This window comes from Flavobacterium sp. UBA4197, from assembly GCF_002379575.1.
Taxonomy (GTDB): domain Bacteria; phylum Bacteroidota; class Bacteroidia; order Flavobacteriales; family Flavobacteriaceae; genus Flavobacterium; species Flavobacterium inviolabile.
On sequence record NZ_DFUB01000005.1, the window covers coordinates 117,037 to 134,881 of the forward strand.

Below are 17,845 nucleotides of genomic sequence, written 5' to 3' on the forward strand. Positions count from 1 at the left end.
ATAGTTCATTAAAAAAAGTTTGGAGGTTTAATATAAAAAAAGAATGATGATATTAGAAGAAGAGCAAGAGAAGAACAGGGATATATTAGGCCAGACAATTAAAATGAAAATGATTTTAATAATTCCTTTCTTAATGATATCATGTAAAGATGATATTAAAAAAGAAAATACCATAAAATCTAAAATTGAAACTGTTAAAATAGTAAATATTAGGACCTATTTTAAAGATAATATTAATCACATGGATGAAGAGGTTTATGTGTACAATAATGGAGATAGTTTGGTAAATCAATTCAAGTTTTATGAGAATAAAAAAGTAGATACTATTCATAGCAATTTTTATACACTTCAATTGAGGAGTACTGATAAAGGGAAATATAAAGGATCGATCAAATATTACTCAGACTTTGAAAGATTTGATAAAAAAAAGATAAATGAAAGAAGAGCTGAGTTTTATTATTTACAAAATATTAATAAAGATAGTGTTGACTTTGTTAAGGTAACATCTACTGATTTAAAAACATTTAATTTTGATTATGTAGACTTTAGAAATAATACAGTACAAGGAATGATAAACGAAACATTGTCTTTGGATACAATTATTAATGGAGAAAAAATGGTAAGAATTTTAGAAAAGGTCACCTTAATAGATAATAAAAACCCTACTTATAATGCTTATCCTTTACCAAAGACTGCCAAGTTTATTAAGAATAAAGGAATTATTAAAAGAACTATTTTGTAAAATTATTCTAAGTATAGTCTCCTTAATTTAATCCCTAATTAAAACTATGATTATCAATAGTTCGTATAAAAAGATGATTCAAAAATAAATAAGACAGTTATTTTTCTGTCTTCTCTGACTTGTATAACAACTTTCGGAGATAAAAAAAAGAATCGTTATATTCGTTTTATATTGACAACATCAGATAATATAAATATTATAAGTACATGATGGATGAATAAGTATAAACTATTTTTTACAGGTATATCGCTGTTACTTGTAACCGGAATTTATTCGCAAACGAAATTTAAAACTGAGTTTTATACCGTTACTGTCCCAGAAAATACAACTTATACGATGTTTAACGCTACCCGTGAGGCAGAAGCGAATATTGATATCTATGAGTTTGGAGCAGATGGCAAGGTTAAATATTTATTGTATCTGATGTCTAATAAGATGAGCGGAGCAGTAAAAGTTGATGAGAATAACTTTGAAGATTTTTTAACGGATTTGTATGAGCTGGTTATTACGGACATTGAAAAACAGGATGGAAATCTAAAGATTTATTTTTCTTACAATGATAGCGAATTCGTAAGAGGAATCGTCTATCTCTCAACGGAGAATGATGTTCTTAGCCGATTTGTTTTTCTTTTACCAAATCCCGATGCAAAAAAAACTTTTAGTAATGAAATTGATCGAATGGTCACAAATATTATTAAGACTAAAAAACATTGGTAAACACCTCTTATTTAGTTGGCTTTCAGCACAAAAAAGATGTTTTAAAGTTTTTCCAGCATGCAGAGGGTTATGTTAGTGCTACCTATGGATTTGGGGATGTCCTATACGGAGAATAGTTTTACAGGAGTGTCCTCCATTATGGAAGACAATCATTATTATCCGTTTGGTTTAAAGCATAAGGCCTGTAGTGCTCAGGAGTATATTAATAACACATAATGACAATGCGGCTATTGGGCTCAGAATCCCAAAAGAGAAGCACTCTTTAATTACACCTACTAATAATCGCGCCTCTTTATTCCTCAGCCGGTAAACGCCATACGCCCACATAACCGCCTGAAAATTACCCCTTGTGTAAATTCGGCAGGCAAATCCGGTACACTTTCGTATTTTCGATATAATTTCATACTTTTGGAGTACTAAAAAAATTAAAAAAATGGCACAAATCACATTAAAAGGAAATACAATTCACACTGCCGGAGAATTACCGCAGGTTGGTACACAGGCAAAAGATTTTCAATTAGTTAAAAACGATCTTTCGTTAGCTTCCCTATCCGATTTTAAAGGAAGTAAAGTTGTTTTAAACATTTTCCCGAGTGTGGATACCGGTACCTGTGCGGCATCAGTTAGAAAATTCAACGAAAAAGCAAGCAATCTGGAAAACACAAAAGTATTGTGTATTTCACGTGACTTACCATTTGCACAGGCTCGTTTTTGCGGAGCGGAAGGATTATCGAACGTGATCAATCTTTCTGATTTTAAAGACGGTAGCTTCGGTAAAGAATACGGCCTGACAATTGCCGACGGACCTTTAGCAGGTTTGCTTTCCCGCGTTGTTATTGTTCTGGACGAAAACGGCGTAGTAAAATACAGTGAGCAGGTTCCGGATATTGTGGACGAACCTAATTACGAAAATGCTTTGGCAGCACTTTAAAATTTTAAATGAAACAAGATAATTCCTTTTTTACCGGTCGGCTGAAAAGTGTCGTGTATGCTTTTAAAGGAGCTTACAAACTAATCACAACCGAACACAGCGTGATGATTCAGTTCAGCCTGGCTGTTTTGGTTACACTGGCCGGATTCTATTTCAGAATATCGCAGGTGGAATGGCTGGTGCAGACACTGGCAATCGGACTGGTTTTAAGTATCGAGGGATTGAATACGGCTGTTGAAAAAATTGCCGATTTTATTCATCCGGACTACCATCAAAAAATAGGTTTTATAAAAGACATAGCCGCAGGTGCTGTATTTTTTGCAGCCCTTGCCGCTATTGCTGTGGGATTAATTATATATTTGCCACGGATAATCTGATTCACCGTACGGCGACAAAATTTGACTATTGTAAATGGCAAAATCAACAAAAAAAGAAACTCCGGATAAAGGAGAAAAAACAGCAAAACCGAAATTCTCCTGGCAAATTTCACGTCAGTACAAAGTCCTGTTCGGGGCTTTACTTGTTTTATTTTCGGTTGCGTTGCTGCTCTCTTTTATCTCCTATTATATCTATGGCGATTACGACCAGAGTTCGTTAACAAGCTTTGGTGACCGAAGTGAGAAAACATACAACTGGTTAGGAAAATTCGGGGCTTTTCTGTCCGATTTTTTCCTGTATAGAGGATTCGGAGCGGCTTCTTTTCTTTTTGTGCGCCTGTTCTTTTTAGCCGGAACCTATCTTCTGGTAGATCTGTCGCTAACCAAACTTAAAAAAACCATTTTCTGGGACCTTTTTGTAATGGTTATCCTTTCTGTACTCTTTGGTTTTTTCTGGAATGTAGTACCGCAGTTAGGCGGTATCATCGGGTATGAAATGAACCTTTTTGTACAGGATTACCTGGGCAAAACCGGAACCTTTTTAGTATTGCTGTTTGGCGTTATCATTTACCTGATCTTCAAAATAAAAATTTCAACCGAAGGCATTAAAGATTTCTTTGAAAAATCGAACAAATCCTTTACAGACGAGTTAAACCTGGACACGCCGGTTGCCGAAAACCAGAACAATTCACCGGTAGCCTTAGCCGATGAAATAATTGACGACACCATTATTACTTCCAATCCAAGTCTTGATTTTAACGATGAAGAGGACGACGAAGTATTGTCCAATATTGAATTAAAGACCAAGCCTTCTGCATTTGAGATCAATAAAGAAGCTTTAAAACCCACTATCGCACACCCTTCGGAAATCAGCCTGAAAACAAAACCTGTCGAACCGGAGCCGGCAGCCACAATCCCGACAGCTCCTCTTTCGGAAATTATAAAAACCGATGACGAGCATTTTGTAATCGAAAAAATCGAAGAGGAAGCCGTGGTGGAAGAAAATCTGGCGGCAAGACTTGTCCGTGATTTCGGGGAGTTTGATCCCACATTGGAATTATCCAACTACCAGCTGCCATCCATTGACCTATTAAAGGAATATACATCCGGCGGCATCACCATCAATCAGGCAGAGCTGGAAGAAAACAAAAACAAAATTGTTGAGACCCTTCGTAACTATAAAATCGACATTGCCCAGATTAAAGCAACGGTTGGTCCTACAGTTACCTTATATGAAATTGTACCCGAAGCCGGGATCCGGATTTCCAAAATCAAGAGCCTGGAAGATGATATTGCCTTATCGCTTGCCGCTTTAGGAATCCGTATTATCGCTCCGATTCCGGGTAAAGGAACCATTGGTATCGAAGTTCCGAACAACTCCCCTACTATGGTTTCGATGAAAAGCGTTATCGCTTCTCCGAAATTCCAGACAGCAGAAATGGAACTGCCAATCGCTTTAGGAAAAACCATTTCTAACGAAACCTTTGTGGTTGACCTGGCAAAAATGCCTCACCTTTTAATGGCCGGTGCAACGGGTCAGGGTAAATCGGTTGGTTTAAATGCCGTATTAACCTCGCTTTTATACAAAAAGCATCCGGCAGAAGTAAAATTCGTATTGGTCGATCCTAAAAAAGTGGAATTGACCCTTTTTAATAAAATTGAAAGACATTATTTAGCCAAGCTTCCGGACACGGAAGATGCGATCATTACCGATAATACCAAAGTTATCAACACACTGAATTCTCTTTGTATCGAGATGGACAACCGTTACAACCTGCTGAAGGATGCGATGGTGCGTAACATTAAAGAGTATAACGAGAAATTCAGACAACGAAAATTAAATCCGGAAAACGGACACCGCTTCCTGCCGTATATCGTTCTGGTTGTGGATGAGTTTGCCGATCTGATCATGACCGCCGGTAAAGAGGTGGAAACGCCTATTGCCCGTCTGGCACAGCTTGCCCGTGCTATTGGTATTCACCTGATTATCGCAACACAACGTCCGTCGGTAAACGTTATTACCGGTATCATTAAAGCCAACTTCCCGGCACGTATCGCTTTCCGTGTAACCTCTAAAATTGACTCCAGAACCATTCTGGACAGCCAGGGAGCCGATCAGTTAATCGGTCGCGGGGATTTACTATACACGCAGGGAAATGACCTGGTTCGTGTGCAATGTGCCTTTGTTGACACACCAGAGGTAGAAAAAATTACGGAATTCATCGGTTCTCAGAAAGCCTATCCGAATGCATATTTGCTTCCGGAATATATTGGTGAAGAAAGTGGCATAAGTCTTGATATAGATATTTCCGACAGAGATTCTTTATTTAGAGAAGCCGCAGAAATTATTGTGACCGCACAGCAAGGTTCGGCTTCTTTATTACAAAGAAAACTGAAATTGGGATACAACAGAGCCGGACGCCTTATCGACCAACTGGAAGCTGCAGGAATTGTAGGTCCTTTTGAAGGCAGTAAAGCCCGAAGTGTACTCATTCCGGACTTATCATCCCTGGATCAATTCTTTGCTAATGAACAAAATGATTTTTAAAATGCGTACTTTTTTTCAGTTTATCACCTTACTATTCTTTGGTTTAACCCTACAGGCACAGGAAGCCAAAAAGGCAAAAGACCTGTTGGATGAAGTTTACACCAAAGCGAAAAGCTATGACAATATTGTTATTGATTTCCGCTTTACGCTTCAAAACACCAAACAAAACCAGGACCAGGACAGTAAAGGAAACGTGACCCTTAAAGGCAATTTATTTGTACTGAACTTTATGGGCGTTACCAAAATGTTTGACGGAAAGAAAAACTATACGATTATCCCTGAAGACGAAGAAATTACCGTATCCAAATATGACGAGAATGATGAAAATTCCATTACGCCGTCTAAAATACTGACCTTCTTCAATTCCGGCTACAAATATGCCTGGGACAAATTACTAAACATCAGAGGCCGTAAGATACAATACATCAAACTTACGCCGCTTAGCGCCAAAGATAAAACCAAAGAAATTTACTTAGGTATTGATACTCAGACAAAACACATCTACAATAAGATCGAAATCGCGAAAGACGGTACAAAAACCACTTTGACTGTTAATTCTTTTAAAACGAATCAGCCTATTTCGAAAAATCATTTTACCTTTACCGAAAGTAAATATCCTAATTACTACATCAATAAATTAGATTAATTATCGGGTGAAAATATTAGACCGTTACATTCTTAAAAGCTTCCTGATTACATTTGCTACGGTATTTGTAATCCTTTTTTTTATATTCATTTTGCAGGGAATCTGGCTGTTCATTGCCGAATTAGCCGGTAAAGACCTGGACGCCTGGCTGGTATTCCAGTTCCTACTCTTCTACTCGCCAAAAATGATTCCGCTCGTTTTACCGCTTTCCATCCTGCTTGCTTCGATCATGACTTTTGGAAGTTTTTCGGAGAATTATGAATTTGCAGCGATGAAATCTTCCGGGATATCGTTGAAAAGAGCAATGCAGAGTCTGAATATTTTTATCGTGATTTTAAGCTTTGTTTCTTTCTTTTTTGCCAATAATGTTATTCCGAAAGCAGAATATAACTTTGTAAACCTTCGTAAAGAGATTTTCCATACCAAACCGGCTATGGCCATTGCAGAAGGTCTTTTTAACAAGATCGGGAATTTCTCCATTAAAGTAGATAAGAAATCCGGGGAAAAAGGCGAACAGCTGCAAGGTGTTACCATGCACGAGAAATCGAACCTGGGAACCGGGAATAAATCGGTTATTAAAGCCAAAAGAGGGGTTTTAATTAACGATGCCAATTCCAATATTTTAAAACTGGATTTAATTGACGGCTATTACTACGAAGATGTGATGCCAAAAAATTATGAAGACCGGAAACGGGAACCGTTTGCCAAAGCGGCCTTTAAAAAATACCGTGTCAATATCGATTTAACAGCTTTAAACCCTGTTGATGAAGATGAAAAGATCACGAATACCAATACCATGCTTACGGTAAATGAGCTGAATTTTACCATTGACTCCTTAGAATCGAATATTAAAAAAGATAAATTATCCTTTGCCGACAATATTGTTCAGGGCACTGATTTTGCATTGAAACCTAAATTCTCCGGTTCCAATACAGCATCCAACAAGACCAAAGACATGATGGCGCTGCTGCCTCTGGATTTACAATATAAAGTACTGGAAATTTCCAAAAATAACGTAACCAGCCTGATCTACTCTATAGACAGTAACAGTAATGACCTGCTGGAAAAACAAAAAAACATCAACGTACACTGGATCGTATTGCATGAAAAATTTGTAGTGGCATTCTCCTGTCTGCTGATGTTCTTTATCGGGGCACCGCTGGGAGCCATTATCCGTAAAGGAGGCTTGGGACTGCCCATTGTATTTGCGGTACTGATTTTCATTATCTACCACTTCATTAATACTTTCGGAAAGAAAGTAGCACAGGAAAACGGGATCCCTCCTTTCCTGGGAACCTGGATGGCTTCGATGGTTTTAACACCGCTGGCAATATTCCTGACCTACCGGGCAACCAACGATATTGGCGTGATGATTAATTTTGACTGGATTACCGTTCCGTTCCAGAAACTTGCAGAAAAAATATTTAAAAATAATAACAACTAAAATGGCAACTAACGAACACATACAACTCAACACTATAGAAGAAGCTATTGAAGATATAAGACAAGGTAAAATTATTATTGTTGTTGACGATGAAGATCGTGAAAACGAAGGAGATTTTATTGCTGCGGCAGAAAAAGTAACTCCGGAAATGATCAACTTCATGGCTACTCACGGACGAGGCCTTATCTGTGCTCCTTTAACAGAAGCAAGATGTAAGGAACTGGATCTTAACCTGATGGTTACGAACAACACCGTACTGCACGAAACACAGTTTACCGTTTCGGTAGATTTAAAAGGACACGGCTGTACTACCGGTATTTCGGTACATGACAGAGCCAAAACCATCCTTTCTTTAGTAGACGACGAAACCAAACCGGAAGACCTGGGTCGCCCGGGACATATTTTTCCTTTACGTGCCAAACAGGGCGGTGTATTGAGAAGAACCGGACACACAGAGGCTGCTATCGATTTAGCACGTCTGGCAGGCTTAAAACCGGCCGGAATACTGGTTGAAATATTAAACGAAGACGGATCAATGGCCCGTTTGCCGCAATTAATGGAAGTAGCCAAACGATTTGACCTTAAAATCGTTTCTATTGAAGCATTGGTTGCCTACAGAATGCAGCACGACAGTCTGATCCAGAAAAAAGAGGATTTTGAAATCGAAACCCGTTTCGGGACTTTCCGTTTAAGAGCCTACCTGCAAATCACAAACAAACAGGTACATATTGCTTTGACAAAAGGAAGCTGGAGCGCCGGTGAGCCGGTACTGACCCGAATTAACTCTACACACGTTAACAACGATATATTAGGTACGCTGACCAATAATGCCGACAAACGTCTTGACGATATGTTCCGTCGTATTAACGAAGAAGGACAGGGCGCTATTTTGTTTATCAACCAGGAAATACAGTCCTCCGACCTGCTAAACCGTTTGTCGGAACTTAAAAATCTGCAGTCACAGGGCGTACACAAAGCGCCGGAAATTAAAATTGACGCTAAAGATTTTGGTATCGGAGCGCAAATGTTGCACGATTTGGATATCTGTAAAATCCGTTTATTATCCAATTCCGAGCAGACAAAACGCGTGGGAATGATCGGATACGGACTTGAAATCACGGAATACGTAGGTTTTTAATTTTTATTTACCTTTCTAAAACTATCACTGTAAGCAAGTTATGTCAAACCACTTGTTTTTTCGATAGTTTTAAGCAAAAAAGGCTTGTAAAAACCGAAAAACGCACTATATTTGCAACCGCAATCCGCAAGTGGTTGTAACATATTGGAGAAATGGCAGAGTGGTCGATTGCGGCAGTCTTGAAAACTGTTGACTGTAACAGGTCCGGGGGTTCGAATCCCTCTTTCTCCGCAAGAATTTTCTTATAAAAGCCTTAAACGAAATGTTTAAGGCTTTTTTTATTTCTTCTATTTTTCCTCAAGCCAACCTGTAAGATATTCTTTTATTTATGTTTCTAATTCTATTTTAAAATTCATTAGCTGTAAATCAAGTAAAAATACGTATTGCTTTTTTGTATATAAATTAGTTTCTTTCGGGTTTAACAGTATTGCAATTATTAAAGAATAAGTTTTACGAAATAAGATTATGTGCTTGTTCAGGAAACAGGCAGGTTAAAAGTTTCGCAAAAAAACAACGTTAGCACTCATTATAAGGACGACCCCAAAATTGACAAAGCTATGACAGGATTTAAATTTAATAAAGTTTACGTTATAGAATCGCTTGACGTAACCAAAGAAAAATTGACGGGTAAAGAATTGTATGATGACTTGTTAAGGTGGAAAGAATCTCAAATAACAGACTTCAAAGCTGAATACATTCCGGTTGACAACAAAACAGACTTTTTGAAAACGCTTGAAACAATCAAAGACGACTGCCTAACAAAAGGACAATATCCAATATTGCATTTTGAAATTCACGGAAGTTCAGACACAACAGGTTTGGTTCTTAAATCAGGCGAATTAGTTGCTTGGAACGAACTGTATCAAGACTTAGTTGCCCTAAACAGTATTATTGGAAATAATTTATTTATCACATTGGCCGTTTGTCACGGTGGATACATTATGCAACTAATCAAAATAAACAAGTCAGCACCCTATTGGGGCTTCATTGGCTCATTTGACGAAATTAAAGTTTCAGACCTTTTAATTCGCTACAACGAATTTTACGATGTTTTTCTTAGAAATTATGACTTGAACGAAGCAATTAAAAAACTTCACGAAGCTAACCCCACTGTTCTTTCAACTTACCACTTCATAAATTCAGAAGACACTTTCAAAAATATTAACCGAAAATATTTTAGGGAGAAGTTTTCTGAAGAACAGATAAAACTTCGGTTTGAAGATGGACTAAAACAAAACAATTTGAATATCAAAGACAGGAATCTTGAAAACCAATACAAAATTAAGTTTAGGACAGAATTACTGAAATCTAAAAAAGACTATTTTGAAAAACATAAAAGAATATTTTTTATGTTCGACAACTTTCCTGACAATGAAAAAAGATTTCAAGTGAAATATGACGAATTAAATAACAAGTGCTAACACGGGTTTTGCATCAGGCGGGCTGACGCGCAAACTTGGAGCTTTGTGCTCCAAAACCCGCCCGAACGCCAAGCCTGAAACGTTAGTGGCAATTTCTCAAACAATCATGTAATAAAAAATTAACCAAATGCAATTTCAAGAAATACTTGATTATTTAAATGATTTCGTCAGACAAAATACTTTTATTTCTGTGATGATTCTTGCAGTTGTTGGAAATATACTTACAGATTTATTTAAGAAATGTATATTTTATGCAGCTATATCTACAAAATTCCTTGCAAAAAAAACAGGTAAAGGTATTTCAAGTTTAAACAAAAGAAATTTGGAAAACCTGTTAGAAACCTACAAAGAAGATATTATAAAAGTCGAAAAAATAAAAAACAATGATCAAAAATCTTATAATAAATTAATACGAGACTTATATTATTGTCTTGGATTGTTTATTTTTTTGATAATTCTTTATTTAATTGTAATTAAAGTGGATAGTGACATTTTATTTTATGGTTTCTTAGGTGCTAGTGCGAGAACCCTCTTTTCAATATTTGCAATTATTTATTATAATAATAGTCTTTTTGAAAATGCAAAGAAATTTGAGAAATATAAATCACGAAAAGAGAAAAGAATAAATTTAATTGAAAGTATTATAAATAATGAAAACTGCCACTAACAAGGGTTTTGCGTCAGACGGACTGACGTGTAAACTTCAAGCTGAGTGCTTTGTAATAAATTGAAATTTTGTACTCCAAAAACCCGCCCGAACGCAAAGCCCGAGAACGTTATAGGATATTGTAAAAAGACACGACAACAATGATAGACTACGAAATAAGTGAAATAAGAATGTTTACAAAAATGGTTGCACCGACAGCAGACTTTGACGGGACATTTACATTTTACTATGACGAAACGAACAATATTAAAAAGTTCTATGTCAGAGAAAATGACTTTAACTACACATTTACAGCAAATTTTGTTTTAGGCGGTTTAGTTCACTTGGGACAGGTACCAAATATTCAGCCTCTTATTGACAGCTTTAAACTTCAAAAGACAGTAATAGAAGTTAAATTTAAACATATTGCAAATGGACAGTTTCTTGACTGTTTAAAATCGGAAAAGTTAAAATTGTTTCTTCAATTTTTAAAAGACAACAATTTGTATGTCCATTATTCAAGTCTAAATATTCTTTATTGGTCTTTAGTTGACATAGTTGATTCAGCAATAATAAGTTCGGAAGCTGCCCAACAGCTTGGACCGCAATTTTTCAATCATTTAAAGAATGATCTGTATAAACTTTCAAGACTTGAAATTGATGTAGTAATTGATCTATTCTATAGATATAAATATCCAAATATCAAAAGTGATTCTGTGCTTCCATTTATAGAAGAATTAACTTCTTTGTTTAGCGGATATATTGATACTCACGAATATCATTTTGGATTAGAATCTTTAAGACAAATTTTAAAGGAAGCGAAGAAAAAAGGCTCATTACCATTTATTCAGAACGAAGACGATTATGTTCTTCTAAAAGACTTATCACACTTCTACTTGAGACCAATTTACTTATTCAAAAACTCAACTCATATTTTTGATAATGAAGATTCAATATTTGAAACTCTAAAAGAATATAAAATACTTGACGGTGAAGACGAAATTAAAAACTACACATTTGTAGATTCTAAATCAGAACAATTAATTCAACTGTCAGACATTTTCGTTGGATTAATGGGCAAACTGACAAACTATTTGAATACAAGCTCACGAGAAAAAATTGATAATGATCTTCAAACATTAACAGCAACCCAACAAACAAATATTGACTTGCTAATTAACGTCATTGACAAATCACACAATAAGAACATTGGTTTTTTACACAATACAGACAGTTTTGAAGAAATGTCTAAAATGGGCAGAATACGTAAAAAGAGAAAGAACAACCCCTTATAACATTGGTTAGCCGCAATTAGTAAGAACAATACACGAAAGAATATTAATAAAACTATTTAATATGAGAACTATTTCACTTACTGTCGTATTATTATTAAATTTCTTGATATCCTTTGGGCAAGAGATTTTTACCGGATCTATATTAATCGAAGAAACAGAGTATGCTGGAATTACAGGCAACTTACCTCAAACATCTGTTGCTAGCCTGCCTTCCTCAATTGATCTATCAATATATTTGCCTCCTGTCGGAAACCAAGGGAATCAAAATTCATGTGTCGCTTGGGCTATCGCATATGGTGCACAAACCTATTATGCAAAAAAAGGAAAAGACAATTGGACTTTTACCAATAGTTCTGGACAGTTGAATTATGACAATCTCTTTTCACCAAGTTTTGTTTATAACCAAATAAATGGTGGTGTTGATAATGGTAGTAGTTATATTAACGCTTTAAACCTACTAAAAGACCAGGGAGTTTGTACATGGAATTCAATGCCATATTCTGATAATGATTTTCGGTCAGTTCCAACTCAAATGGCAAAACAACAAGCTGTCAATTTTAAAATTGAGCGCTATTTTCGACTTGGTGAAAGACAGAATTTGTTTTCAGATGTAAAAGAACAATTGGCAAACTCCCATCCGGTTATTGCAAGTGCTATTTCCGACATTAATTACCTTAGAGGTGGGTATGGAAACAATCCAAATACTCCTTATGTATGGCAAACTATAGGGAATTTTGACCCAAGGATGGGACATGCAATCCTTATCGTTGGTTATGACGATAATCGCCAAGCGTTTAAGTTTCTTAACTCTTATGGTAAAACATGGGGTAATGATGGATTTGGATGGATAAGCTATTCAGTTTTTAATGGTGTAGTAAAGCAGGCCTTTATAATGAAGCCTTCTTTCTCAGACTCATATACTGTAAACAATATCCTAACAGAAAACAGAAACAACCTAAACAATAATGATATCAATATAGGACTAAATCTTAGTATTACAAATGTCCAACACATGAATAGTTCTTCACATCCACAAATTTTACCGCAAAATAGATATATGACCATTACTGGTTTACTTTCAGTGCCTAATAAAACTGGAAATTCGGCTCAAATTATTATTTATTACTATTTGGTTGCCCCAAGTGGAAGAAGGACTCCTTTACAAGGGTATATTCCTGAATTTAAATTACAATCAGGACAAGCAATATCATCTACACCTCCAATTTCAACTTCTCAAGGACTTCTCAACTTGGGTTGGTGCTCAACAATTCCATATTTTGCGTTTCCACGATACGCTTCGTTTTCAACACCTCCACAAACTTATGTTGTTGAGGCTGAACCAGCATTAATTATTGATAATTACCCTGTAAGACTTGGGAGAACATTTAGGTTCACTGTTACACAATGATAATTCATAGTGCTAACAAAATATAAACTGTGGCTAACACGGGGTTTGAGTCAGGCGGGCGGGCTGACGTATAATCTTAGGGCTTTGTGTTTCGAATAAACTTAAGTAATAAATTAAAACTTTGTGTTCTGAAACCCTTCTGAACACAAAACCAGAAAACGTTAGTAATAAGCTTTGAAAAACTAAACCTAATCAAAAATGAATCATTTCGAATTTTATAAATACATTTATGATAGAGAATTGAATAGACGTTCAAAATTAGATGATTCTATAAATCCGATTGTTGGCATAATTTCTTTATTAATAGGTTTTGTTACGTTTATATTTTCAAATAAAAAATATTTTAAACATATTGAATGTAATATAACTTTATGGATATTTTTTATTATATCTATACTTTTAATCGGAATTAGTATTTTCTTTCTTATAAAATCATATAATAATTATTTAAGAGGATTTAACTATCCAAATTTTGCTTATCTAAAACAAATTAGAGAATTCCAGATTATAACTATTCCAAATTATAACGAAAAAGTAGAAGAAAATATGAAGATAAATTTTGATGACGATTTAATTGAAAGATTGATAATTATTACTGATGAAAATACCAAAATAAACGACACACGCTCATATAATTTGTATCTATCAAAAACCTTTATTATTTTAACTTTAATATCATTATTTATAATTTCTATAATATTAATCACTAAAAACACTCAATTATGTTAGACGATGAAAAACCAGAAAACCGACCTTTAGAAAGACCAAGTTTCCCTGAAGACAGAAGAGAAAAATCTGAAGACCAAACTCCTTTGCCGAAAGATTAAGCTTACTGGTAACAATGGTTTGAGAAAATGGCAGGTTTTAGGCTTAATTTAAAGTTGACTTTGTACTTTTAAAATCAGTGTTTAACCGAAAGCTTTAGGCTTCCTTAATCCACCACTACGTCAAGCCCTGAAACGTTATAAATAATTAGCCTATACTAATCACCTAACTCTATTAAAACACAACAAAAGCAGCATCAGGTGTTCGATTGTGACACCTCTTACGCAGCTTTATAAAAAGTCCTGATAACCTTATCAGGGCTTTTTTTGTCGTTCATGATAGACAGGATTATAAATCGCACTATCTGGAACTTCATTTGAATTTTACTTTGTTGCATTCAATAAAATTCCCCTTTGCTGCCGTACGATTGTATCGTGTGGCAGGGAGGAATTATAGAAGATCTGAACATAAAAACAGAACATAAAGGTGGAAGAATCAGTCCGTTTTATACAAAATACAGAAATTCATATCGAGTTTTTCCTAAAAAAGAGAGATATTATTGTTAATGATTTTAAAACTATTAACAATAATTGGGAACTTTATTTTTTTCGGTTTAATGAATTAAACGAAAGCGAATTAGACAAATATTTGGCTAAAGACAGTTTTTATATAGAAGGTGCTATGTATATAGCATATTATGGAAAAGAACTCATCGGATTTAAACATTGGGATTTAATAGATCAATTATGTTCCTATTTTATTAATTCTATTTATGAGATAACAATAAAGAATAAAGAATTTGAGAAATTTTGTTTCCCGGACCAACCTGTTGAAGTTACTTTAACAAAAGAAAAAGAATTTATAAGTATCAAAATAGGTAATGAAAATCCCGTTTTCCTATACAAGGATATATTTATTAAAGAATTTTTAAATGCCTGTAAAAATCTTTATGAAAGAATAAATGGAAATTCTTATAAATTGGAAATTGAAAAGATAGAAGAAATTCGAAAATATTTAAAATAAAAAAAATGATTCTATTAATATTTTAGCAAAGTATAGTCAAAGTGAATTTCAAAAAATTTATGTGATTATTGAAACGAATTGAAATATATGACATCGGATGTATGCTACTATAAATTCGTTACAAATACGTTTAACAAATCATAGTCACATCGAAACTTAATAATATGACAGCTGCATTGAAATACAAAAACTCTTAACGGAAGTCGGGGAATTAAATCGGGCAAAATGTTTTGAAAATTTCATATCAGAATTGGAACTATCAAAAGATAATTCAGCCTATAGAAAAATAATCTCAATATATGGAGGAATGGGGTCTTTTGATGATTTAATACTATATAAAGACGGTGCCCTCTGCCAAAAAGAAAACGACACTTTACATACATTAAAAAAGGAATTATACAAGAAAGTGACCGGTTGAAAAGAAAGTGTTTATAATCCATCCGATTCAGATATTAAAAAACCTGGTAAATTTATTGAAACAGAAAGGTATTCCGAACCCGGAAACTATGATCACTTTTTCACATAATGACTATTTGAAAGATAAATAATGTTCATCGTAGCACATGGGCTTTACTCGCTTCTATTCTACTCTTGAAAGTGTTTTTAATATGAAATCCATTTGTCTATCAAACCCCGTTTTTAAATCATCAGCCAGAAGCTGTACTTCGACGTCTGGCTTTATTCCTTTTGGATCATTTTTAAAATTCGGAGTTTTCATTTTGTACTGAAATACAGGTATCCATACCAATGTTTTAGAATAAGGCAGAACAAATGCCCGACCACCCGAATTACTATAATTACTTCCCTGAGAATATTCTCCATAAAATTTTCCAATTTTATATTCCCACATTAATGCTAATAAATGCCCGGTGGTTGAAAAGCAACCTCCATTAATCAAAACACTAATATGCCCTTTGTAAAAATTTGGTTTATTTTGTTGTTTTTTAAACCACCAGTAATCAGCTGCACTATTGGTTGTTGAGTTGCAATTCAGTCCGTTTCTTTTCTTAGTTTCGGCTAAATTTATTTCTTCAATGCTTTCGGGATATTGCGCATAATGCTTCCAGCTTTTCACACTATTATACTTTGCGCCAACATAATCAAAATAGTAATAGGGTTTATCGATTAAATAAGAAAACAAATAATTGGCAATTTCCGCAGCTCCACCGCTGTTATCGCGTAAATCAATAATTAGATTTTTAGTTTTCAGGCTGTCAAGCTTTGCGAAAAAAATATCTAATTGATTTTGCGCAATCTTTCTATCGGCCTCATTATAACCATTTCCAAAGGAATGAAACTTGAGAACAGCAATTTTATCTTTTCTAATTTCAGTTGTTAAAGGTTGAATGTTTTCGGTGGTGCTTTTTGTGAAGTTGTCAAAAGTAATTCCTTTTAATACTACTTTCTGCTTTTGGTTATTTTTGTCTATGAATTCAACTTCAAATTTTTCACTTTGGTTGTAAATAAAATAATAAAAAGGGAAATTCTTAAATTTCGTATTTAATCCTGTTTCATTTCGACCTTCAAGATGAATATTTTTTTTGACATCTTTTACTATCGCATCAATATTTTCTCCGTTTATTTTAAGAATCTGTAAACCTGAATAAGTGTTGTTTTCCTTTATTGAATTATCAAAATAATAATTATTTTTAATCTGATAAATACTGAATGGAAAAACGGGTTTTTCTTTTAACAATGCCGTAATTTGCCCTCTATCAACGGTTGTATGCCCATCTTTGAGTTTTGCCATTAGTGTGGCTGTGAGTTTGTAATAATCTACAATGGAAAGATCTCCTTTGATCGAATTCTTCAAGTCAAAATAGGTTTTGTCAAATTCTTTTTTCGAACAAAACATAAACTGTCCCGGATGAATCGTATTTGTCAAGTTATATAGCTGCGTAAATTCTGAAGAAATACTATCTTTTTTTAACGTTTTATCTAACAATGATTTATGCTGTCCATAACTGAAATTCATCACAAAGCATAAAAACGGGAATATTATTTTCAAATTCATTATCTAATTATTATTCAGGCTTATTATTTATTGAATGCCACTTAAAACCAAATATATACATTGCGTTACTATGATACAAATATAAGTACACTGGTTGTCTTTTGTTTTACTTTAAATCGTTGTTAACCGCACAGAAGATATAATAAAGAGTCTGCAATGTCCGGACGAAATACACGAAATCCTGTTTCAATATTAGTCAATAAATCGACTGAACCGGATTACAAAATAAAACCGGAGAATGGCTTTGCTTTATAGAAAAGGAATTCTGGACAGATGATAATATGCTCTACTTCAGATTGGTTACAGAGGAGAAAGAAGACGGAAATATATATGTATTTTATAAGGTCAGAATAATTGAGCGATAAACATAGGATCTGATTGCCAATCAATATAATATAAGATATAATTAAATTCTTTTTTATAATTTTTCATATTGCAAGAAACTTAATCCTCCATCGGAATTACATTACCATTTTTATCTCTCTTTCTTTTTAAATATGATAAGTCTTCATCCGATAAATATGGAGCATTAATAATCCTATTTTTTAAGAATCCAGGCAACTTATATTCTTTTTCCAAATCTTCCATAAACCGTTTGCCTGATTTATCTTCTGCAGCCATATCACAAATTGATATTTTTTCTTTTTCATTTTTATATAACTCAAAATCTTCTTTTGAAATGAAGAAAACAATAACATTGTGTATTTTTTCTAAATTCTCAATGTGAAAA

General features: G+C 34.3%; 18 protein-coding genes and 1 tRNA gene. 17 read left to right on the plus strand and 2 right to left on the minus strand.

What is annotated here, in order from left to right:
- Positions 1 to 43 precede the first annotated feature (43 nt).
- The 17 genes from B3394_RS02190 (at position 44) to B3394_RS18130 (ending at position 15,519) form a co-directional block, all read left to right on the plus strand.
- Positions 44 to 742, plus strand: a complete 699-nt coding sequence (locus B3394_RS02190; RefSeq protein WP_286912501.1) for a hypothetical protein — start codon at positions 44 to 46, stop codon at positions 740 to 742.
- Between the two features lie 213 nt (positions 743 to 955).
- Positions 956 to 1,459: a hypothetical protein gene (locus B3394_RS02195; protein ID WP_286912505.1), complete on the plus strand. Its 504-nt coding sequence runs from the start codon at positions 956 to 958 to the stop codon at positions 1,457 to 1,459.
- A 57-nt stretch (positions 1,460 to 1,516) separates the two neighbouring features.
- Positions 1,517 to 1,675, plus strand: coding sequence for a hypothetical protein (locus B3394_RS02200; protein ID WP_286912507.1), 159 nt, complete (start codon positions 1,517 to 1,519; stop codon positions 1,673 to 1,675).
- Between the two features lie 217 nt (positions 1,676 to 1,892).
- Complete coding sequence (gene tpx / locus B3394_RS02205; protein WP_273245291.1) at positions 1,893 to 2,390, plus strand: thiol peroxidase; 498 nt, start codon at positions 1,893 to 1,895, stop codon at positions 2,388 to 2,390.
- Between the two features lie 8 nt (positions 2,391 to 2,398).
- The gene (locus tag B3394_RS02210; RefSeq protein ID WP_177735085.1) at positions 2,399 to 2,767 is read left to right on the plus strand and encodes a diacylglycerol kinase family protein; all 369 of its coding nucleotides are present in this window, start codon (positions 2,399 to 2,401) and stop codon (positions 2,765 to 2,767) included.
- Positions 2,768 to 2,801: 34 nt separating this feature from the next.
- On the plus strand, positions 2,802 to 5,315 hold the full coding sequence (locus B3394_RS02215; RefSeq protein WP_286912517.1) for a DNA translocase FtsK: 2,514 nt from the start codon (positions 2,802 to 2,804) through the stop codon (positions 5,313 to 5,315).
- Between the two features lies 1 nt (position 5,316).
- Positions 5,317 to 5,961 (plus strand): LolA family protein, encoded by a 645-nt coding sequence (locus tag B3394_RS02220; RefSeq protein ID WP_273245288.1) that lies wholly within the window; start codon positions 5,317 to 5,319, stop codon positions 5,959 to 5,961.
- 7 nt (positions 5,962 to 5,968) lie between these two features.
- Positions 5,969 to 7,405 carry an LptF/LptG family permease gene (locus B3394_RS02225; RefSeq protein ID WP_177735091.1) on the plus strand — a complete coding sequence of 479 codons (1,437 nt, stop codon included), beginning with the start codon at positions 5,969 to 5,971 and terminating at the stop codon, positions 7,403 to 7,405.
- A gap of 1 nt (position 7,406) precedes the next feature.
- Positions 7,407 to 8,543, plus strand: coding sequence for a 3,4-dihydroxy-2-butanone-4-phosphate synthase (ribB, locus tag B3394_RS02230; protein WP_273245285.1), 1,137 nt, complete (start codon positions 7,407 to 7,409; stop codon positions 8,541 to 8,543).
- A 146-nt stretch (positions 8,544 to 8,689) separates the two neighbouring features.
- A tRNA-Ser gene (locus B3394_RS02235) sits at positions 8,690 to 8,774 on the plus strand.
- A gap of 326 nt (positions 8,775 to 9,100) precedes the next feature.
- Positions 9,101 to 9,964 (plus strand): hypothetical protein, encoded by an 864-nt coding sequence (locus B3394_RS02240; protein WP_286912521.1) that lies wholly within the window; start codon positions 9,101 to 9,103, stop codon positions 9,962 to 9,964.
- 127 nt (positions 9,965 to 10,091) lie between these two features.
- Positions 10,092 to 10,631, plus strand: coding sequence for a hypothetical protein (locus B3394_RS02245; protein ID WP_286912522.1), 540 nt, complete (start codon positions 10,092 to 10,094; stop codon positions 10,629 to 10,631).
- A gap of 140 nt (positions 10,632 to 10,771) precedes the next feature.
- The gene (locus B3394_RS02250; RefSeq protein ID WP_286912524.1) at positions 10,772 to 11,905 is read left to right on the plus strand and encodes a DUF3800 domain-containing protein; all 1,134 of its coding nucleotides are present in this window, start codon (positions 10,772 to 10,774) and stop codon (positions 11,903 to 11,905) included.
- Between the two features lie 61 nt (positions 11,906 to 11,966).
- On the plus strand, positions 11,967 to 13,313 hold the full coding sequence (locus tag B3394_RS02255) for a C1 family peptidase (protein WP_286912531.1): 1,347 nt from the start codon (positions 11,967 to 11,969) through the stop codon (positions 13,311 to 13,313).
- A 198-nt stretch (positions 13,314 to 13,511) separates the two neighbouring features.
- Positions 13,512 to 14,042, plus strand: coding sequence for a hypothetical protein (locus tag B3394_RS02260; RefSeq protein ID WP_286912534.1), 531 nt, complete (start codon positions 13,512 to 13,514; stop codon positions 14,040 to 14,042).
- Between the two features lie 522 nt (positions 14,043 to 14,564).
- The gene (locus B3394_RS02265) at positions 14,565 to 15,101 is read left to right on the plus strand and encodes a hypothetical protein (RefSeq protein WP_286912537.1); all 537 of its coding nucleotides are present in this window, start codon (positions 14,565 to 14,567) and stop codon (positions 15,099 to 15,101) included.
- 181 nt (positions 15,102 to 15,282) lie between these two features.
- Positions 15,283 to 15,519 (plus strand): DUF6966 domain-containing protein, encoded by a 237-nt coding sequence (locus tag B3394_RS18130; RefSeq protein WP_414654239.1) that lies wholly within the window; start codon positions 15,283 to 15,285, stop codon positions 15,517 to 15,519.
- A gap of 162 nt (positions 15,520 to 15,681) precedes the next feature.
- On the opposite strand, the gene B3394_RS02270 is transcribed toward B3394_RS18130, so the two are convergent.
- Together B3394_RS02270 and B3394_RS02275 are read right to left on the minus strand one after the other, a co-directional pair.
- A complete protein-coding gene (locus B3394_RS02270; RefSeq protein ID WP_286912539.1) occupies positions 15,682 to 17,115 on the minus strand; it encodes a S41 family peptidase in 1,434 nt (477 codons plus the stop codon).
- Positions 17,116 to 17,559: 444 nt separating this feature from the next.
- The gene (locus B3394_RS02275; protein ID WP_286912542.1) at positions 17,560 to 17,736 is read right to left on the minus strand and encodes a hypothetical protein; all 177 of its coding nucleotides are present in this window, start codon (positions 17,734 to 17,736) and stop codon (positions 17,560 to 17,562) included.
- Positions 17,737 to 17,845: the final 109 nt, after the last annotated feature.